The 20,589-nt window shown below is 43.8% G+C and carries 17 protein-coding genes and 1 pseudogene; 11 read left to right on the top strand and 7 right to left on the bottom strand.

Annotated features, from left to right (window positions below; all coding sequences use genetic code 11):
* Positions 1 to 81 precede the first annotated feature (81 nt).
* The 7 genes from BLT07_RS16550 to BLT07_RS16520 all read right to left on the bottom strand — a co-directional run bounded on the left by BLT07_RS16550 (position 82) and on the right by BLT07_RS16520 (position 7,537).
* Positions 82 to 603: a nuclear transport factor 2 family protein gene (locus BLT07_RS16550; protein WP_091871885.1), complete on the bottom strand. Its 522-nt coding sequence runs from the start codon at positions 601 to 603 to the stop codon at positions 82 to 84.
* Positions 604 to 684: 81 nt separating this feature from the next.
* Positions 685 to 1,428 carry a methanethiol S-methyltransferase gene (mddA, locus tag BLT07_RS16545; RefSeq protein WP_091871882.1) on the bottom strand — a complete coding sequence of 248 codons (744 nt, stop codon included), beginning with the start codon at positions 1,426 to 1,428 and terminating at the stop codon, positions 685 to 687.
* A 298-nt stretch (positions 1,429 to 1,726) separates the two neighbouring features.
* Entirely contained in the window at positions 1,727 to 3,739 is a 2,013-nt protein-coding gene (locus BLT07_RS16540; protein ID WP_091871874.1) for a helix-turn-helix domain-containing protein, read from the bottom strand.
* Between the two features lie 145 nt (positions 3,740 to 3,884).
* Positions 3,885 to 4,277, bottom strand: a complete 393-nt coding sequence (locus BLT07_RS16535; RefSeq protein WP_091871868.1) for a DUF779 domain-containing protein — start codon at positions 4,275 to 4,277, stop codon at positions 3,885 to 3,887.
* Positions 4,278 to 4,346: 69 nt separating this feature from the next.
* Complete coding sequence (locus BLT07_RS16530; protein WP_091871867.1) at positions 4,347 to 5,870, bottom strand: aldehyde dehydrogenase family protein; 1,524 nt, start codon at positions 5,868 to 5,870, stop codon at positions 4,347 to 4,349.
* A 268-nt stretch (positions 5,871 to 6,138) separates the two neighbouring features.
* Complete coding sequence (gene yihA / locus BLT07_RS16525) at positions 6,139 to 6,753, bottom strand: ribosome biogenesis GTP-binding protein YihA/YsxC (protein ID WP_091871866.1); 615 nt, start codon at positions 6,751 to 6,753, stop codon at positions 6,139 to 6,141.
* Between the two features lie 19 nt (positions 6,754 to 6,772).
* A complete protein-coding gene (locus BLT07_RS16520) occupies positions 6,773 to 7,537 on the bottom strand; it encodes an alpha/beta fold hydrolase (RefSeq protein ID WP_091871856.1) in 765 nt (254 codons plus the stop codon).
* A gap of 334 nt (positions 7,538 to 7,871) precedes the next feature.
* On the opposite strand from BLT07_RS16520, the gene mraZ reads away from it, so the two are divergent.
* From mraZ to BLT07_RS16460, 11 genes and pseudogenes are all read left to right on the top strand, one after another.
* Positions 7,872 to 8,342, top strand: a complete 471-nt coding sequence (gene mraZ, locus BLT07_RS16510; protein WP_091871838.1) for a division/cell wall cluster transcriptional repressor MraZ — start codon at positions 7,872 to 7,874, stop codon at positions 8,340 to 8,342.
* The gene (rsmH, locus tag BLT07_RS16505) at positions 8,314 to 9,225 is read left to right on the top strand and encodes a 16S rRNA (cytosine(1402)-N(4))-methyltransferase RsmH (RefSeq protein ID WP_245726578.1); all 912 of its coding nucleotides are present in this window, start codon (positions 8,314 to 8,316) and stop codon (positions 9,223 to 9,225) included. The genes mraZ and rsmH overlap by 29 nt, the downstream gene beginning before the upstream one ends.
* 116 nt (positions 9,226 to 9,341) lie before the next feature.
* A pseudogene (locus BLT07_RS16500) lies at positions 9,342 to 9,650 on the top strand (FtsL-like putative cell division protein); the annotation flags it as partial.
* A 68-nt stretch (positions 9,651 to 9,718) separates the two neighbouring features.
* Positions 9,719 to 11,725 carry a penicillin-binding protein gene (locus tag BLT07_RS16495; protein ID WP_091871826.1) on the top strand — a complete coding sequence of 669 codons (2,007 nt, stop codon included), beginning with the start codon at positions 9,719 to 9,721 and terminating at the stop codon, positions 11,723 to 11,725.
* Complete coding sequence (locus BLT07_RS16490; RefSeq protein ID WP_091871820.1) at positions 11,722 to 13,185, top strand: UDP-N-acetylmuramoyl-L-alanyl-D-glutamate--2,6-diaminopimelate ligase; 1,464 nt, start codon at positions 11,722 to 11,724, stop codon at positions 13,183 to 13,185. Before BLT07_RS16495 ends, BLT07_RS16490 begins: the two co-directional genes overlap by 4 nt.
* Positions 13,186 to 13,329: 144 nt before the next feature.
* On the top strand, positions 13,330 to 14,553 hold the full coding sequence (mraY, locus tag BLT07_RS16485) for a phospho-N-acetylmuramoyl-pentapeptide-transferase (protein ID WP_091871819.1): 1,224 nt from the start codon (positions 13,330 to 13,332) through the stop codon (positions 14,551 to 14,553).
* Positions 14,554 to 14,678: 125 nt separating this feature from the next.
* Positions 14,679 to 16,037 carry a UDP-N-acetylmuramoyl-L-alanine--D-glutamate ligase gene (gene murD, locus BLT07_RS16480; protein WP_091871818.1) on the top strand — a complete coding sequence of 453 codons (1,359 nt, stop codon included), beginning with the start codon at positions 14,679 to 14,681 and terminating at the stop codon, positions 16,035 to 16,037.
* 90 nt (positions 16,038 to 16,127) lie between these two features.
* Positions 16,128 to 17,333: an FtsW/RodA/SpoVE family cell cycle protein gene (locus tag BLT07_RS16475; protein ID WP_091871817.1), complete on the top strand. Its 1,206-nt coding sequence runs from the start codon at positions 16,128 to 16,130 to the stop codon at positions 17,331 to 17,333.
* Positions 17,320 to 18,408 (top strand): undecaprenyldiphospho-muramoylpentapeptide beta-N-acetylglucosaminyltransferase, encoded by a 1,089-nt coding sequence (gene murG, locus BLT07_RS16470; protein ID WP_091871816.1) that lies wholly within the window; start codon positions 17,320 to 17,322, stop codon positions 18,406 to 18,408. The genes BLT07_RS16475 and murG overlap by 14 nt, the downstream gene beginning before the upstream one ends.
* Before the next feature lie 119 nt (positions 18,409 to 18,527).
* Positions 18,528 to 19,880: a UDP-N-acetylmuramate--L-alanine ligase gene (murC, locus tag BLT07_RS16465; protein WP_091871815.1), complete on the top strand. Its 1,353-nt coding sequence runs from the start codon at positions 18,528 to 18,530 to the stop codon at positions 19,878 to 19,880.
* Entirely contained in the window at positions 19,870 to 20,589 is a 720-nt protein-coding gene (locus tag BLT07_RS16460) for a cell division protein FtsQ/DivIB (RefSeq protein ID WP_091871813.1), read from the top strand. The genes murC and BLT07_RS16460 overlap by 11 nt, the downstream gene beginning before the upstream one ends.

Below are 20,589 nucleotides of genomic sequence, written 5' to 3'. Positions count from 1 at the left end.
CTGGGATTAAAAGCACATTTATCAGCAACTCCCGTGAAGTATTCAGCTCCAAAACTCCTAATATTTTGGTGTTGCACAGTGCTAATTTTCGTTCTCCTTCACGTTTATAGGCGAAAAATGTTCATGGGTAATCCTCCAAACATTGTTATATTTCACAAAAACTATAGTTCCCTGCCTCCAGAGTTGAACGACATTGTCTCCTATTTTTGGCCGAAAATCGGCATTGAACGTTACGATTGCCACATCGTCGAAAACGTCTATTTTCAGCGCGCCAAGGTCATAATCAAAGGCAGCGATGTTCTCGATCAATTGGCGCTCATTTTTTTTATTTTCGATTGAACCGGTTCTGGGAAGTCCGTCCGTAAATTCGGTAAACTTATCGGAGTACAAATGATAGGAAAGTAGTTCCTCTATTTCCCTATTTTGAATGCTGACAAACAGACTATCCAAAACTGCTTTAACTTCTTTTTGCTTATCGGGAAAATTATCTTTAATCAAGTCCGTTTTAGGTTCCTCATGGACGTTTTTTTCTTGGTTTTCTTTACAGCCAAACAGGAACATAAAGGCAGAAAGAACAATTGATAATGCTAGGGTCATTTTCATACGTATTGGTTTTATGATTAATTAAATCTTATAGAATTATCTGAAAAGCGCTATGTAAAGTCTGAGTTGTGGTCATCAATGTCACTTGCACCCTTTCTTAAATTTCGTAAGCGGCAATATCATCGGTACGTTCTTTTGGTAGGTCTCATAGTCCTTTCCAATGAGTTTTTTCAAATCTTTTTCTTCCAGAAATTTTACCGCTACCAAAATATAGGCCGTGGTAACTCCCGCAAATAAAAAATGCCCCGTGGTCATGGTAGGTGCGGACCAAAATGCGATGATGAATCCCAGCATAATCGGATGCCGTACTAATTTGTAGAACCAATTGACCTGAAATTTGGGATAGGTCAGGCTTTGTTCCTTGAAATTTTGAAAAATCTGCGTAAGGCCGAAAAGTTCGAAATGGCTGATCATAAAGGTGGATAGGAAAACGATGGCCCAACCGGAGAAGAATAGAATCGTTAAAACCACTGCCGCCGCATTTTCGGTCTCCCAGACAATGGTGGCCATGGGCTGCCATTTCCAATAGATAAGTAGCAACAATAGACTGGTAAGCAGTACATAAGTACTACGCTCTATAGCTGGATTAATGTATTGCGTAAACCATTTCTTGAACGCCGGGCGTGCCATCACGCTATGCTGGAGTGCGAAGAGACTTAAAAGGGCTACGTTTATGAGCAGGGCCGTAAGGATCGGTATTTCTTCCCCGCTGTCAATCGTTTTGGGAACGAACATATTTCCCACAAAGCCGACAGCGTAAAGAAAGGCGGCTAGAAAGACGACATAAGCGATGATTCCGTAAAGGATTACAAGTACTTTTTTCATAAAGTTTGGTTTATATAGGGTGCAATATGTTAATGCGGCACTGAGTTCATTTAGGTAAAATATTTCTAATTAATCCGCTTAATTTTTCTCAGTTTAATTCCAAAATCCTGATTTTAAGTATACACTTGATTTTATACTAAAGAACCTTAGAATTTGAACTATAAATTGATGAACCAAAGATGGAAAGAATGCTAATATGAAGCCTAACAGGCATGTTGAAAGCGTGTCAAATTTTTGTTCAGCAGTTTAAATTATGGTGCAGAACCTTTAAATGACGTTGAAATGAGTACGGGGAGTATTAATTTTCTGAAGAAGGTTTTCTGGATAGTCCGATACTAGAAAATCCGACTTTGTCGTACAGCTCTTTGTACCGCTGATCATTTCTTATTGGAGCTAATAGGGTTTCTTCCCTAAGCCAGGTCATTTCTACCTCATGCCTGTCATACGAATTTTGTAGCCAATAAAAAGTCTGTTCGTAATCTTTCAAGGTGCAGTAATATAATGCGATAAACCAAGCGGGGCTGCCTGATGAACCTTTTTTGTACTCGTCTTTTAGCTCCGCCAAACATTGTATCGCTTTTTTAGAATCACCTTCCCTTTGGGCATGTACGGCGTTCATCCACATTAGAATAGGGGGGTAGTCGGAAAATTTGGACAATATTTTTTCAAGCTGTATCTTGGATTTTTCAGATTCTCCAAGATAGAAATACAATTTTGTGGACTCCCTTAAATAAAACCAGTTGTCGCTATATAAAGGGTCTGAATAATTTAACAATTTAATGGCCTCATTTTTGGAGTCTAAAAACATCAATGCCTCTGCCTTGAAAAAGGGAAAAAATACATTTGATGGATCAATCAAAATAAGATGTTCAACTGCTCTCAAGGCCTCATCGGACCTTCCTGTCTTTATAGCGTAATCAAGTGAAATTACCGGTGATTTGTCGAAGAAAAGATTATTTAAAATTTTTTGATAATATTTTTCTACAAGTTCAAAGTTCCAATCATAAAAAAATTCCCCAGTATGTAATTCTTCTTCAGCTTGCCGATTTTCAGGTTCGATTTCCAATACTTTTTCTAAAAGTACCTTGGCCTTTTTCCAAGCTGCATGCTCATCATAAAACCCCCATACGGCACCTCCCAAGTTATAAATATTCGCCATATCTAAATAGGGCTGTACAAAATTTGAATCTATTGCTATAGCTTTGCCATATAAATCAATGGCATTGGAATACGATAGTTGGTTTGCTTTATTTCTTTGAAAATCGCCTTGAAGATAATACGAATAGGCCTGCTTGATTCTTGTAGGTATTTTTTTAATAACGGCCAATTCATCTTTGGCGATAAAGGCGTTCATATTACCGGCGATGTCCTCTACCACTTCGGACTGCATTTTGAAAATCTCGTCGCTTTTCCATTCCCTTATATATTCATCCGACCAAAGATGCTTGTTCGAACGACTATCTATCATTTGTAAATTAATTTTAATTTGGTTGCCCGAAATCTGAAGATTGCCCTGTAAAAGATTTACCACCCCTAGCTCGGTCCCAATTTCATTAGTTGTCTTATCAGTTTCTTTAAACTTCAATGTAGAAGTAAATGGAACTACCTTATCAAGGGCCCCGATTTTCGTCAGTCGCGAGATAACGGCATCAGTCATGCCATCGCTAATATATTCCAGATCGGAATTTCCGGTCCAATTTTTAAAAGGCAATACCGCAATCGATTTCTCATCTAGTGTCTTTGCGATTCCCTTGGTTTTGACATTTTCCTTTGAAGTGGTGCTATAAAAAAATGAAGCTGTCGATACTATAGTTATAATCAACGCTGCCCAAATCAAGATTTTTTTAGCGCCGCTCTTTTCGGTTCTGGAATTTTCAGAATTGGCGGGTTGGGCAGTCTCTATTTCAGGGATGGAGGATTCATTGCCCTCTTCAGTTATATCGGTATTTCTTGATTTGGCTTCCCCGGGGGTATATCCATAAAATTTATGGAAACAGGTACTGAAATAAGTTGCACTACTGAACCCTACCCGATACGCCGCTTCCGAAGCCGTAATATTTTCTTCCCTCAGCATTTCCGAAGCCCTTTTTAACCGAAATTCCCTGATAAATTGGCTGGTGGAGATGCCCAGTTTTTTGTGGAGTTTCCGATGTAGGTTAGATCGGCTCATGCTGACCGCTTGGGCAAGACTATCGACCCCGAATTGATCATTGTCAAGATTCGACGCAATTTCTTCCGTTAACTTGTCGATCAGTGTATCCTCTGTGGATTTTTTTTGAAATCCTGAAGAAAAAGTATCGCCCTTATGCATCTAAATCTCAATTATATATCAGGGGAAAGGTTTAAGATAAGAAAATTATTTAAGCATAGTGCTAACTCATAATTAATGTCGACGAAAAGTGTAAATTCAATACTGATGTTACGTAACCCGTAGGCAATGAAACTTTAGTTAAATATTACGAGCCGGCATCAACGGCATCTTCCTTTTTCAAAATTTCATATTCCTCTTCCGAAAATACCCGGGAACGGATAATAAATCGAACACCCATAGGTATTTCCAAAGAAAAACTTGAGCCACGTCCTTCCGTTACATCTACCGTAAGATGGGTATGCTTCCAATATTCATACTGATCGCGGGACATGTAAAATTCACAATCCGCTATTTCGCCGAGTAGTATATCGCTGTCACCGGTCTTGAATTCACCTTTTTCGAAACACATGGGCGTGGAGCCGTCGCAACAGCCCCCACTTTGGTGGAACATTAGCGGGCCAAAGCGCTTTTGCAAGGTTTCTATAACCTTGAGGGCCTCCTGGGTTGCGGATACTCTTTCTATTTTTGTATTCTTCATATCGCATAATTTAAACGAAAGGGAAGGCCGAAGCCTTCCCATACAGTTAACTAATAACCCTACGTGCTCCTAAAAGAAGCCTAGCTTATTCTTATCGTAAGAGATAAGCATGTTTTTGGTGTTTCTATAATGATTGAGCATCATTTTATGGTTTTCACGACCGAAACCGGATTTCTTGTACCCGCCGAAAGGGGCATGAGCCGGATAGGCATGATAGCAGTTCACCCATACCCGACCTGCTTTAATCGCTCTGGGAATCTGGTAGATTTCATGGGCATCGCGTGTCCATAGTCCCGCACCCAATCCATATAGGGTATCGTTCGCGATTTTAACGGCCTCATCGGCATCTTTAAAAGTTGTGACCGAGACGACAGGGCCAAAAATTTCTTCCTGAAACACGCGCATGTTGTTTTTACCCTTAAAAATCGTCGGTTCGATGTAGTATCCGTTTTCGAGACCGGAATTAAGTTCCGCTGCTTTTCCGCCACATAGAATCTCGGCGCCTTCTTTTTTTCCGATATCGAAATACGAAAGGATTTTTTCGAATTGGTCGTTCGATGCCTGGGCACCCATCATGGTATCTTCCGCAAGCGGATGTCCCATTTTAATTGCTTTGGTACGCTCTACCACCCTATCCATAAATTTGTCGTAGATAGATTCGTCGACCAATATTCTCGAGGGACAGGTGCAAACCTCGCCTTGGTTTAGGGCAAACATCACGGCCCCTTCAATACACTTATCGAAAAAGGCATCATCGGCATCGGCTATGCTTTTCATAAAAATATTGGGACTTTTTCCGCCCAGTTCCATCGTAACCGGAATCAGGTTTTCGGATGCGTATTGCATTATCAATCGCCCGGTCGTAGTTTCGCCGGTAAAGGCTACTTTGGCAATTCGCGGGGAAGAGGCCAAGGGTTTTCCGGCTTCGGGTCCAAATCCGGTAACGACGTTCAACACGCCCTTGGGCACCACATCCTTTATGAGATCCATAAGCACCATAATACTGGTAGGCGTTTGTTCCGCTGGTTTTACGACGGTACAACAACCTGCGGCTAGGGCAGGGGCGATTTTCCAAGTGGCCATCAACAATGGAAAATTCCAGGGGATAATCTGACCGACTACGCCAAGCGGCTCTTGAAGATTGATACTGACCGTATTGGCATCGTGTTCGGACATTGAACTTTCATCTGCGCGGATGGCACCCGCAAAATATCGAAAATGGTCTACAGCCAGCGGTAAATCGGCCGCGCGGGTCTCTCTTAGAGCCTTCCCATTATCTACCGTCTCTACCCTTGCCAAAAACTCAAGGTTTTCTTCGATGATGTCCGCAATCTTAAGTAACACGTTGCTTCGTTCTGCCGCCGGGGTTACCGACCAAGTTTTAAATGCGGCATGGGCGGCATCCAAGGCCAAGTCCACATCTTTCTTGTTACCCCTGGCGGCCTTTGTAAAGGGCTTACCGTCAATGGGGCTAATATTGTCAAAGTATTCCCCACTGCTGGGTTTCACCCATTCGCCACCGATAAAGTGTTCATATTGTTTTTTAAACTCCGGCCTCTCGACCGTGGTTCGTTTTTCTTCCATTGTTTCCATGATATATGTAGTTTTAAATTATTCCAATCAAACGGGACATTAAGATACTAAAAAGGAAAGGATAGAGGATACAAAAATCGAATCTAAAGGGGTGATTTATTGATACTTTAACATTTTCAATGGTGAGATATTGTCAAAATGTAAATTCAAGTTTAAATGGATGAGGAATTTATAAATGGTATTAGCTATTTAGCTAACTACAAATTAGCCATCGCTTGTACGTGATATTTCTGAACATACCAATAACAACGAAATAGGTATCCGTTTTTTATTTGGTGTTTTCAAAAAACTGCATATTGACGCCATCGATAAAGGTCAATAGGTCCTCTCGCCCGATACCCTTCGAAGACGAGGTAATGAAATATTGTGGCGGTGCTTCCCAAACTCCGGAAAGTAATTCATTGATATAGGCCTCTACCTGCCGTTCAAGGGCTTTCGGCTTTAATTTATCGGCCTTGGTGAAGATGATGCAAAACGGAATCGCATTTTCGCCCAGCCACTCCATAAATTCCAAATCGATTTTTTGGGGCTCATGACGAATGTCGACCAAAACGAAGGCACAGACCAATTGCTCCCGTTTGGCGAAGTAGTCTGTGATGTACTTTTGGAAGGTCTTCTTACTTTTTTTGGAAACCCTCGCATATCCATATCCGGGTAAATCGACCAAGAACCAATTGCCGTTGATTTTGAAGTGGTTGATCAATTGCGTTTTGCCGGGTCTGCCGGATGTTTTGGCCAAACTCTTTCGTTCGGTCAGCATATTGATCAGGGAAGATTTGCCGACGTTGGAACGGCCGATAAAAGCATATTCGGGCAGCGGCTCGTTGGGACATTTGGCCACATCGGTGTTGCTGATGACAAAATTGGCGGATTTTATGTGCATGGGCTGAAAAAGTTCAAGTTCAAAACCCGCGCTTCTCCAACCAAGCGTCCAAAATAGCATTGAACTCGTTAGGATGTTCCATCATGGGCGCATGCCCGCATTTATCGATCCAGAAAAGCTCGGAGTCGGGCAAAAGCTCGTTGAAAAGTTCGGCTACGTCAGGTGGGGTTACATTATCGTTTTTCCCCCAAATAATACAGGTCGGGGTGGGCATTGCCGGTAAATCATCGGCCATATTATGGCGAATCGCACTTTTGGCAATAGCCAATGTTTTTAAAATTTTGTTCCGATCGTTCACGGTAGCGAATACCTCGTCGACGATTGCTTTTGTGGCTATTTTAGGGTCGTAGAATACATTTTCTGCCTTCTTTTGGATAAAATCATAATCGCCGCGTCTCGGATATCCATCGCCCATAGCACTTTCGTAGAGTCCTGAACTTCCCGTAATTACCAAGGCTTTGACTTTATTAGGGTACATTTTGGTGTGTAGTAGCCCGATATGTCCTCCCAATGAATTACCCAGCAGAATGACATCCTCTAATCCTTTAAATTCGATGAACCCTTCTACGAACTTGGCGAACTGTTTTACATTGGTCTTTAACATCGGCATGCCGTAAATCGGAAGCTCCGGCAGTAATATTTTATAGCCTTTTTCAGGAAAATGGTCGGTAACCCCGTGAAAGTTGCTTAAGCCACCCATGAGCCCATGTAGTATAATGATAGGGGTGCCTTCCCCTTTTTCGATATACCTATATTTCCCTTCCTTGATAATTTTATCTTCCATTCAAAATGATTCTGATGGTTACTCGAACGCGTCCTAACTTTTTTTTCGGTTACAAACGAAAGGTAAATGCACGTTCGCCAAATATAGACAATTCAAAGGAATACAAATGGAGTTTGTTTTGCTGTAATGGTTCTTTCGTCAGAAAAACAACCCTTCGTTTTTTCAGTAAACGCCACAGAAAACTGGACCTCAAAGCCATTATTTATTAACAATGTGGTAATTTGTGGTAAAATGTGGTAATAAAAATTGTATTTTTGAGTTATAGTACTGTAAAACCGTGAGTAGGTTGCTTTTCGGGTCGCCCTTAACGGTTAACACATATCAAAATTACTACGTGATCAATTTCATCGGAACATATGATTGTAAGGCTGACTCCAAAGGTAGGGTAATGCTGCCGGTTGCCCTAAAAAATCAGATGTCCCCGATTTTGAATCAAGGTTTTGTCATTAAGCGATCGGTTTTTCAGCCGTGTCTGGAGCTCTATCCGATGGAGGAATGGAACCAGTTGATGCAGAAAATGAAGAAGAAAAACCGTTTCAAGCAAAAGAACGCCAATTTTATCCGCAGTTTTTCGGCAGGGGTCAAAACGGTTGAAATTGACGCTACGGGAAGGTTGTTGATCCCGAAGAACTTGGTGGAAATCGCCAATATTAATAAAGAGGTTGTTTTGACCTCCGCGATCAATATCGTTGAGATTTGGGATAAGGATAGCTACGAAAAAGTGTTGGCCGATACGGCCGAGGATTTTGCAGCTCTCGCGGAAGAGGTAATGGGTGATGACGGAGACGATGACGATGTATCATAATCCGGTCTTGTTGCGGGAGTCCGTAGACGGACTCGATATTAAAAAGGATGGAACCTATGTGGATGTCACCTTTGGCGGTGGCGGACACTCGCAAGAAATAATGAAACGGCTGGGCGGTAAAGGCCGGTTGTTCGCCTTCGATCAAGATGAGGACGCTCTTGAAAATAGGATCGACGACGAACGCTTTACCCTGATTAACGAGAATTTCAGGTTCGTCACCCAGTTTTTAAAGTTCTATGGCATACGGAAAGTAGACGGTATTTTGGCAGATTTCGGCGTTTCGTCGCATCAGTTCGATACCGCCGAACGTGGATTTTCGACCCGCTTCGAGGCCAGCCTAGATATGCGAATGAGCAAGCGCAGTGTACTGTCGGCCTTTGAAGTGGTGAACAAATACGATTACGAAGAATTGCGAAGGGTACTTTTTCAATACGGCGATCTGCGAAATGCGAACGCCATGGCCAAGGTGGTATTGAGTCAACGGGAGCAATCCCCGATAAAGACCACGGAGCAACTAAAAGAGGTATTGCAACAATTTTTGCCCAAAGGGAGGGAGCATAAAGTACTGGCGCAGATCTATCAGGCCATTCGTATCGAAGTAAATCAAGAGATAGCGGTGATTAAAGAGTTCCTTTTACAAATGCCCGAGTTGTTGGAAGAAGGAGGGAGGCTCAGTATTATCAGCTATCACTCTTTAGAAGATCGCTTGGTCAAACGCTTTATCCGCGCAGGCCAGTTCGAAGGAGAGCCGGAAAAGGATTTTTACGGGAATATCGACGTCCCCTTTAAAAAAGTAGGGGGATTGATAGTTCCCTCAAAACAAGAGATAGCGCAAAACAATAGGGCCCGAAGTGCCAAATTGCGAATTGCGGTCAAGATTTAAAACGACCAGAGAGGATAAAACAAAAAGAGAAGAAAGCATAGACAAATAAAAAGATTCCCGCCGAAATTTTTCCTGAGCGGAGCCATAGAGTAGAAAAGACAACTAAAAGCACAATCGTGAAAACCGGACTATTAAACATCCTAAAAGGAACATTCCTGATCAGCGGGGACGCGCCCAAAAACTGGTTGTTTATCATTTTCACTTCCTTTTTGGCGACCGTGATGATCGGCAGTTCGCACAGTGCCGATAAGAAAGTCCACCAGATTGCCGCTTTGAACGAAGAGGTCAAAGAGCTACGCAGCGAGTTTGTTGATGTGCGAAGCGATATGCAGCAGTTAAAACTGGAATCGACGGTAATGCACATCGTCGAAGGAAATGGCCTCTACCCATCAGAGGTGCCCCCGAAGCAAATAAAAGTAAAATCCCAAATCAATTCAAAACCCCAAATCAATTCAAAACCCCAAATCAATTCAAAACCCCAAATCAAAGAATAATGCCTACTAATGACAAAAATATTATGACCCGTTTGTATGTCGTCACGACATGCATGTTCCTATTCGCCTTTGCCGTTTTGTTCAAATTGGTGAACATACAAGTAGTACAAGGCGATAAGTACAAGGCCTTGGCTATGAAGCGTACCGAAAAAATGTTCACAATTGACCCGAACCGCGGTAATCTCTATTCCGATGACGGTAGTCTTTTGGCTACTTCCGTATCCCGATACACCATCCGTTTTGATGCGGTAACCGTGAGTGATGCGGATTTCAAAAAGTATATCGTTCCCCTGTCAGATGCCCTTTCGGGTATGCTGGGCAGTTCATCATCCCATTACCAACAGCTGTTGCGAAAGGCAAAGGCCCATAAAAATCGGTATGCGCTGATCGCCAGAAATCTCGATTATTCGGAGTATATGGCCGTTAAAGATTTTCCGCTTTTCAATCGCGGACCCTACAAGGGTGGTTTGATCATCGAGCAGAAGACGGTGCGCGAACATCCTCTGGGAAAAATCGCCGAACGCAGCGTAGGCTACGAACATGTAGATGACAACGGCTACTACTCCGGCGTCGGCCTTGAACGGGCTTTCGGTCCCTATTTAAGGGGTGTCGAAGGAAAGCGCCTAAAACAAAAAATCGCAAATAATCAGTGGAAGCCTATCGGATGGGATAATATTGTTGAGCCAAAGGATGGTTACGACCTGGTTTCCACCATCGATATCAATATACAGGATATCGCCCACCACGCGCTTTTGGGCCAGCTTGAAAAGTATAAGGCCGACCACGGTTGTGTTATCGTTATGGAAACGGAAACCGGGGAGGTAAAGGCCATCTCGAACTTGGGACAGACTAAGGACGGCAAGTATTATGAGCGCCTCAATTATGCCATCGGCGAGTCGCATGAGCCCGGTTCGACCTTTAAGTTGATGTCCTTGGTGGCCGCGCTTGAGGACAAGGTAATCGATACCAGCGCGGTTATCGATACCGAAAAGGGACGGTGGCGCCTCTATGACCGCACGGTAAAGGATTCCAAATGGGGCGGGTACGGAAAAATTTCCTTGGCCAGGGCCTTTGAGGTATCGTCGAATGTCGCTTTTGCGAAGATGGTACACAATAATTATAAGGATGACCCTTCAAAGTACGTCAACCGTTTGTTGAAAATGAACCTGGGCCGACAACTCGATCTACCTATTAAAGGGGAAGGAAAACCGGTGATTCGCTCTCCCGGGGATAAAGGATGGTCCGGAATTTCGCTGGCTTGGATGTCCTACGGATATGAGGTTTCCTTGACCCCCTTGCAAACACTGACCTTTTACAATGCGATTGCCAATGACGGTGAAATGGTAAAGCCTCGGCTGATTAAGGAGGTCAGGGAGTGGGACCAGACCATCGAAAAATTCGATAAGGAAGTGATCAGTGCATCCATCTGTTCCAAGGAAACTGCGGCGATGGCCCAAGATCTACTCAAAAAGGTGGTCGAGGATGAGCACGGCACGGGCCATAAATTGTATTCGCCCAATTTCTCGATGGCCGGTAAAACAGGTACGGCACAGAAGAATTATGCGTCGCAGGACCCGGATAAATTGAAATACATCTCAACTTTTGCAGGGTATTTTCCTGCAGATGAACCCAAGTATTCCTGTATCGTGGTCATCCATGAACCGGACAAAAGTGTTGGCTATTATGGTGCCGATGTGTCCGGACCGGTGTTTAAGTCCATCGCACAAAAAGTATATGCCACTTCGCCCTTGACCGATGAGGTCGATATGGACAAGATGAAGGATGAAAATTTGGAAACATCCTATCAAAAATATTACGTCGAGGCGCAAAAGACTTATCATAAAATGCCCAACGTACAGGGAATGAGCGGTATGGATGCCATTTCTATCTTGGAAAACCTAGGAATTCAAGTGGAAGTCAAAGGCAACGGAAAGGTAAAAAAGCAGTCCATTTCACACGGAACGGACCTTAAAAATGTACACAGTATAACCCTCGAGCTATCGTGAAACTATTAAAGGACATATTATATGGAGTATCCCTTTCCGCGGTAAACGGTTCGACCGATATATTGGTAAACGACGTTCGTTTCGATTCCAGAAAGGTGGGCATGGACGATGTGTTCGTTGCCATAAAGGGTACCCTGACCGATGGTCATTTGTTCATCGCAAAAGCAATCGATACGGGCGCCAAGGCCATAGTCTGTGAAACCCTCCCGGAGCAAATTGTGAACGGGGTAACCTATGTTGAGGTGAAGGACGGGAATACCGCCTTGGCCGTAATGGCATCCAATTTCTACGACAATCCTTCCAAAAATTTGAAGCTGGTCGGGGTAACGGGTACCAATGGAAAAACGACCGTGAGCAGCCTATTGTACCAATTGTTCAAAAAAGCGGGATACAAAGTGGGATTGTTGTCTACCATTAAAATCTTGGTAGACGAAACGGAGTACAAAACCACCCATACGACGCCCGATGCCCTAACCATCAACGAATATTTATCGTTAATGAACAACGCGGGCGTGGAATTCTGTTTTATGGAAGTCAGCTCGCACGGTATCCATCAGAAAAGGACCAAGGGCTTGGTCTTCGCCGGAGCGGTTTTCACCAATCTGTCGCACGATCATCTTGACTATCACAAGACGTTCGCCGAATACCGGGATACCAAAAAAATACTGTTCGATGAATTGCCGAAAAAGGCGTTCGCCCTGACCAATATAGATGATAAGAACGGTGCGGTGATGTTGCAGAACACCAAGGCCAAAAAACATACCTATGCGCTACGAACCTACGCCGATTATCGCGGGCAGGTGCTGGAAGCCCAGTTCAGCGGTCAATTATTAAAGATTAACGACAAAGAGGTCTGGTCAAGGTTGATCGGCCATTTCAACGCCTATAATCTGTTGGCGATTTACGCGACCGCCGATTTATTAGGCCTGGAACACCTAGAGACCCTTCGCCTTTTGAGTGAACTGGAAACGGTAGATGGGCGCTTTCAATATTTTATTTCCGAAAAGAAAATCACCGCCATTGTCGATTATGCCCATACGCCCGATGCGCTAAAAAACGTACTGGAAACCATCGCTAATTTAAGGACCGGAAATGAAAATGTCATCACCGTGGTAGGATGTGGGGGGGATAGGGACACGACGAAACGTCCCGTTATGGGGCATATCGCCTCCGAGATGAGCAACAAGGCAATTTTCACTTCGGATAATCCGAGAACGGAATCCGCCGCCGCAATCATAGCGGCTATGGAAGCAGGGGTGGAGCCTCAGAACGTAAAGAAAATTTTATCCATCGAAAACCGGAAACAAGCCATAAAGACCGCCTGCCAATTGGCCGATGCCAACGACATCATATTAGTAGCCGGAAAAGGCCACGAAACCTATCAAGAGACCAACGGAACCCGAGTAGATTTCGATGATTTTAAAATTGTAAAGGAACTGTTGAAAGATTTGAACAAATGAGAAATGAAAAAAAACTGGGCGAAGGGAGTTATGAGAAAATACTCTAAAAGGACCAGTATCATAATATACTAAAATGGACCACATAATTTTTAAGCTCAAAAACAATAAACACCAAACCCATTACGCCAAACAATAAAACGAACGATGCTGTACTATCTCTTCGAATATTTGGAAAAGGAATACCAGTTGCCCGGGGCGAGCTTGTTTCAGTTCACTACGTTCCGCGCGGCCATGGCTATTCTGTTTTCATTGTTGATCGCTACGGCATACGGTAAGCGCATCATCGTATTCCTACAAAGGAAACAGATCGGTGAAAGCATTCGTGATTTAGGACTTGAGGGCCAAAAACAAAAGACGGGTACCCCTACTATGGGCGGGTTGATCATTATTATGGCCACGCTGATTCCTGTATTGCTTTTCGCCCGATGGTTGGATAATGTATATATCATTTTGTTGATAATCACTACTGTTTGGATGGGTCTGATCGGTTTTGCCGATGACTACATCAAAGTTTTCAGGAAAAACAAACAGGGTCTCAAGGGCAGGTTTAAAATAATGGGTCAAATTGTATTGGGGCTTGCAGTCGGGGCGACGCTCTATTTCCATCCGGAGGTGACCATGAAAGAAGAGGGCACGACCGTAACTACCGAACAAAATGAGGTAAAAAAGATCGAGGGACTTGAAATTAAATCGACACGAACGACGGTACCGCTACTTAAGAACAACGAGCTTGATTATGCCGAATTTCTCGGTTGGGCCGGCGAGAACGCAAAAAATTATGCCTGGTTGATATTTATTCCCATTGTCATCTTGATTGTCACCGCTGTCTCCAACGGTGCGAACCTGACCGACGGCATCGACGGACTCGCGGCCGGTACCTCGGCCATAATCGTATTTACGCTGGGTATTTTCGCCTTTGTTTCCGGTAATGTCATTTTTTCGGACTATTTGGATGTCATGTACATTCCGAACTCCGGTGAACTAGTGGTGTTCATAACCGCTTTTGTAGGGGCACTTGTAGGTTTTCTTTGGTACAATGCCTTTCCGGCACAAGTGTTTATGGGTGATACGGGCAGTTTGACAATCGGTGGGATCATTGCAGTGATCGCCATCATTATCCGAAAGGAACTGTTGATTCCCCTGCTATGTGGCATCTTCTTCGCCGAATCGCTTTCCGTGATTTTGCAGGTGGGTTATTTCAAATATACCCGCCGAAAGTTGGGCGAAGGCAAACGTATTTTTCTAATGTCGCCGCTGCACCACCATTATCAGGTCAAGGGCTATCATGAAAGTAAGATTGTTACCCGATTTTGGATCGTGGGGATATTGTTGGCGATTATAACGGTCGTAACGTTGAAGGTGCGGTAATAAAAAATGTAAAGTGTCAAAAAGGAGAGGAACTAAAAAGTTCGGGTGTTGATGAAGCGGGATGAAGGCCTAAAAAGCAGAGGGTACGATAGGTTAGGATAAAATACAATGTTGGTAAAGCTTGGATGAAGAAGGATGATAAAATAAAAGGAAGCAGACTGGTTATCCTTGGAGCCGGGGAAAGCGGTATCGGCACGGCCATCCTTGGGAAGCAGAAAGGATACGAGGTATTCGTTTCCGACAGAGGAAAAATTAAAGATAAATACAAAGACGTTCTTGAACATTTTGATATGGATTGGGAAGCCGAAAAGCATACGGAGGCAAAAATCCTGAATGCCGATTTGGTGATGAAGAGTCCCGGTATACCGGATACCGTTCCGTTAGTGAAAGCCTTACGGGAAAAGGGAATTCCAGTAATCTCCGAAATCGAGTTTGCATCGCGTTACACCGATGCCACCATTATCGGTATTACGGGAAGCAATGGCAAGACCACTACTACGATGCTCACGCACCATATTTTAAAGCAAGGCGGTTTAAATGTGGGAATGGCAGGGAACATCGGAGACAGTTTTGCCAAGATGGTGGCCGAGAACGACCCTGATTTCTACGTTTTGGAAATCAGTAGTTTTCAATTGGACGGTATTACGAATTTCAGGCCGCATATCGCCATTCTGACGAATATTACCCCGGATCATTTGGACCGGTACGATTATAATTTCGAGAACTATATCGACTCGAAATTCCGTATCGCCGAAAACCAGACCGAAGATGATTTTCTCATTTACGATGCCGATGACCCGATCATCGGGGACTGGCTCAAAACACATCCGATCAAATCAAAATTACTTCCTTTTTCTATCGAACGAGAAGTAGAAGAAGGAGCGGACTTAGTAAAAAATAACATACGAATACAAACCAAAAACGAGACACTAAAAATGACGACTGACGCACTGACATTAGAAGGAAAACACAATCTAAAGAACACCATGGCAGGTATGACCGCTGCAAAGTTGGTGGGCATACGCAAGCAAGGCCTATTAGAGAGCATAGCCAATTTTGAGGGGGCGCCCCATAGATTGGAAAAGGTATTGAAAATACATCACGTTCAATATATCAACGATTCAAAAGCGACCAATGTGAATTCCGTATTTTATGCATTAGACAGTATAAAGACCCCGATTGTTTGGATCGTTGGCGGCGAGGATAAGGGTAATGATTACAAGCCGTTGATGAGCATGGTACGCGAAAAGGTAAAAGCCATCGTATGCTTGGGTATGGACAATGAAACGATCAAAGACGTTTTTGGAAACGTAGTAGACCTATTGGTCGAGACCTACGCCATGTCCGAGGCCGTAAAAGTGGCCTATAAAATTGCAGAGCGCGGCGACACCGTATTGTTATCGCCCGCATGTGCCAGTTTTGACCTGTTCAAAAATTATGAGGATAGGGGTAATCAATTTAAGGAGGCGATTAAAAATTTGTAGAAGAAGGTAGGTAGGCAGTTTCCATACCTATAGCGAAGCATAGAATTTGAGATACGCAAAAACTAAGTAATAACCAGTAACCAATAGTTCGTGAAGGGAATATTACAAAATATAAAAGGAGATAAGACCATTTGGGCCGTTGTAACGCTACTGGGGCTGTTCTCGTTCTTGCCGGTGTACAGCGCAAGTAGCAATCTGGTGTATGTGGTCGGCAGTGGAACCACGTTTGGATATTTGGTGAAGCATGCCCTTTTGTTGGCCTTGGGCTTCGGAATCATTTATGGTGTTCACAGTATTCCAGCGCGTTTTTTTAAAGGACTTTCCATTATCGCCATGCCGATTGTATTGGTGCTTTTGGCATTCACTTTGGCGCAGGGCACCACAATCGACGGGGCGAATGCCAGTCGGTGGATCAGTGTGCCGCTGGTGGGTATTTCGTTCCAGACCTCTAATTTGGCAGCGGTGGTTTTGATGATTTATGTCGCCCGCTACCTGACCAAAATAAAGGATAAGACCGTCACTTTTAAAGAAAGCATCCTCCCGTTATGGATGCCTGTATTTCTGGTCATCGCCCTGATACTACCGGCCAATTTTTCGACCGCTGGGATCATCTTTTCCATGGTGCTGTTGCTTTGTTTTTTAGGAGGATATCCCATGAAATATTTATTGGGAATTATTGGAACGGGAATGCTGTCATTGACCCTTTTCATCTTGACGGCAAAGGCGTTTCCCGGTGTATTCCCGAACCGTGTGGATACGTGGTCGAGCCGCATTGAAAGCTTTACCGATGGACAGGATACCGAAGCCGATTACCAGATAGAAAGGGCCAAGATCGCGATTGCCACAGGAGGCATTATGGGCAAAGGCGCCGGAAAAAGCATACAAAAGAATTTTCTTCCGCAGAGTTCGTCCGATTTTATCTATGCGATCATTGTGGAGGAATACGGACTCATAGGCGGTATAGCCCTCATGTTCTTTTACCTGCTGTTGCTTTTTCGTATCGTTATCGTGGCCCATAGTAGCCCCTCTATTTTTGGAAAACTGGTGGCCTTGGGCGTCGGATTGCCCATCGTTTTTCAAGCCTTGTTGAACATGGCCGTGGCGGTTGAACTGTTTCCCGTAACGGGCCAGACCCTGCCCTTGATCAGTAGTGGCGGAACCAGTAGCTGGATGACCTGTTTGGCCATCGGGATAATACTCAGCGTAAGTGTTAAGACTAGCGAGCGTGCCGTTTCGAACGCCAAGGTAAAAATCGATGAAAACAACCCTTTAGAAGTACTGAGTGGGCAATTATAGGTTCATATTATCCGGTGGGGGTACGGGCGGTCATATTTATCCGGCCATCGCCATTGCCGATGAGTTGAAAAGAAGACATCCCGATGCGGAATTTTTGTTCGTAGGAGCGGAAGATCGCATGGAAATGGAAAAAGTGCCCCAAGCGGGATACGAGATAAAAGGATTATGGATTACTGGGTTACAGCGGAAACTCACCCTGAAAAATTTGATGTTTCCCTTTAAATTGATAAGTAGTTTGTTGAAAGCAGGTAAAATAATAAAGAAGTTTCGACCGGATGCCGTTATCGGCACCGGTGGCTTTGCCAGTGGGCCTACCTTGAGAGTGGCGTCTGGCAGGGGTATTCCGTGTGTTTTGCAGGAACAAAATTCCTACGCCGGCATTACCAATAAACTGCTAAAGGATAGGGTCGCCAAGATCTGTGTGGCTTATGATAATATGGACCAATTTTTTCCTGCAGATAAAATAGTAAAGACCGGAAACCCCGTTCGTGGCGATTTGGTAGAAAATTTTAAAGATAAGTCCGAGGCCCTCTATCACTTTAGGTTGGATAGCCATAGATCTACCCTGCTGATTTTAGGGGGCAGCCTCGGCGCAAGACGTATCAACCAATTGGTCGCTGAAAATTTGGATTTTTTTAAAAAACGGGATATCCAATTAATCTGGCAATGTGGCAAATTGTATATCGAGGAGTATAAAAAATACGCCTCCGATACTGTAAAAGTCCTCGATTTTGTAAATAGGATGGATTACGCGTACAGTGCGGCCGATATCATCATTTCAAGGGCCGGCGCAGGTTCGGTTTCCGAACTGTGCATTGTAGGCAAGCCGGTGCTATTTGTTCCTTCGCCGAATGTAGCGGAGGATCATCAGACCAAAAACGCACAAGCCTTAGTCGCCGAAAACGCGGCGCTAATGATCAGTGAAACGGATTTGGATACGCAATTTGAAGCGGAGTTTGCGGAGCTACATCAAAACGAAGACAAAAAAAGGGAATTAGGCGCCAACATCAAAAAACTGGCCCTGCCGAATGCCACAAGCGATATTGTTGATGAAATTTTAAAATTAGTTTCATAAACCCATAAACCCATAAACCCATAAACCCATAAACCCATAAACTTTTGAACTTTTGAACTTGAATTAAATGTCACCCCGAGCGCAGTCGAGGGGTCGAACTTGACACTTGAACTTTAACCATGAACCTAAAAACCCTAAATAACGTCTATTTCATCGGCATTGGAGGCATTGGTATGTCCGCCTTGGCGCGTTATTTCAGGTTCATTGGCAAGAACGTGGCAGGGTACGACAAGACCGAAACGCCCCTGACCCTAGAACTAAGTAGTCTGGGAATCGACGTACATTTCGAGGATGACATACATTCGGTGCCAGAGAAATTCTACGATACGACCAACACCTTGGTCATATATACACCGGCCGTACCCGTAGATCACTCCGAATACCTGTATTTTTTGAACCGTGATTTCGAATTGAAAAAGCGCTCCGAAGTATTGGGCCTAATTACCAAAGACAGCTTTTGCTTTGCGGTCGCGGGAACCCATGGAAAAACGACCACCTCCTGTATTTTGGCCCATTTGCTGAAGGAAACGAATACCTCGTTTACCGCTTTTTTAGGGGGCATATCCGAAGACTTCAATAGCAATTTTGTCTTTGAAGGCACGGACTACTCCGTCGTCGAGGCCGACGAGTTCGACCGCTCCTTTTTACGGTTGTTTCCCGATGTGGCCTGTGTAACCTCCATGGATGCCGATCATTTGGATATCTATGGAGACGAGAACGAGCTGAAAAAATCCTTTAAGGAATTTACGGAACGGATACAACCTGGCGGTAAACTGTTCGTGCGAAAGGGATTGCCACTAGACGGCATCACCTACGGCATCGAAGACGGTTCGGATTTTTGTATTCAAAATATTCGGATTGAAAAGGGTACTTACATCTTTGATATTATAACCACGGAAACCATCCTGACCGAAGTAAAATTCAACAAGCCTGGAAGGCATAACCTGCTCAACGGATTGGTAGCTTTTGCCATGGCAACACAGACCGGTATTGCGCCCAGTGATTTGGCCAAAGCCTTGGAAACCTTCAAAGGGGTGCAGCGTAGATTTTCCTACAAAATTAAACGCAAGGATTTCATTTTTATCGATGATTATGCCCATCATCCCACCGAAATCGATGCGGTATATCAGGCGATATCCGAAATGCATCCCGGAAAAAAAATACTAGCTGTCTTTCAGCCGCACTTGTTCTCAAGAACGAGGGACTTTGCCGATGATTTCGCAAAAAGTCTATCCCAATTCGATAGCATCCTAATGCTGGATATCTATCCTGCAAGGGAAAAACCGATGGCAGGAATTACGTCTGAATGGTTATTGGAAAAGATAGACCATTCAAAGAAAAAAGTCCTACAAAAAACCAATCTAATAAAAGAGATTAAAAAACAGAACCCTGAAATACTCGTCACCATGGGTGCCGGAGATATCGGACTCGAAATAACAAAATTAAAAACAGCGCTTGAAAATGCAGATTAATTGGAATTACATAAAATTTATGGCCTTGTTGGCAGTAATCACTGGGCTTTACGCCTTTTCGAATGACAGAAGCGAACATAAAACAATACACGGAATCGACATCGAATTCGTCGGAGACCAAAATTTATACATCACACAGGGAATAGTTAATAAATTGTTGATACAAAAATTTGGCAGTCTTGAAAATGTGCCCAAAGAAAAATTAGCTTTGAACACTATCGAAAAAACCATCGAGGCCAATGAAATGGTAAAAAACGCCCAGGTCTTCCTTTCCGTCAGCGGTAAACTTGCGTCGAAAATCGTGCAACGCAAGCCTATCGGGCGTGTAGAGGCAGACGCGAAATTTTATCTCGATGAAGATGGAAAGCGCATGCCGTTGTCGACGAGCCATTCCGCTCGGGTACCCATAATTACGGGCAAAATAACAGGCGATAGTCTTGAGGATGCCTATGAAATATTGAATTTTATCAACGCCGATGATTTTCTTCGTAAAAATGTGATAGGTATTCACGTCGAAGCAGCGGGAAGGTATCAGCTGCGTTTTCGTACCGAACAGTTCACCGTGAACTTAGGTGGCGTTGAAAATCTTGAGAAAAAGTTCAATAAGTTCAAAGCGTTTTATGCCAAGGCGAATAAGGACGATACCTTGGAGAACTATGACATCGTCAGCCTGGAGTTTAACAATCAAGTAGTGTGCACCAAAATTTAA

It is taken from the genome of Pricia antarctica (genome assembly GCF_900101815.1).
GTDB classification, from domain to species: domain Bacteria; phylum Bacteroidota; class Bacteroidia; order Flavobacteriales; family Flavobacteriaceae; genus Pricia; species Pricia antarctica.
Note: the sequence above shows the minus strand (reverse complement) of the source record. Positions and strands in the feature narration are given on the sequence as shown.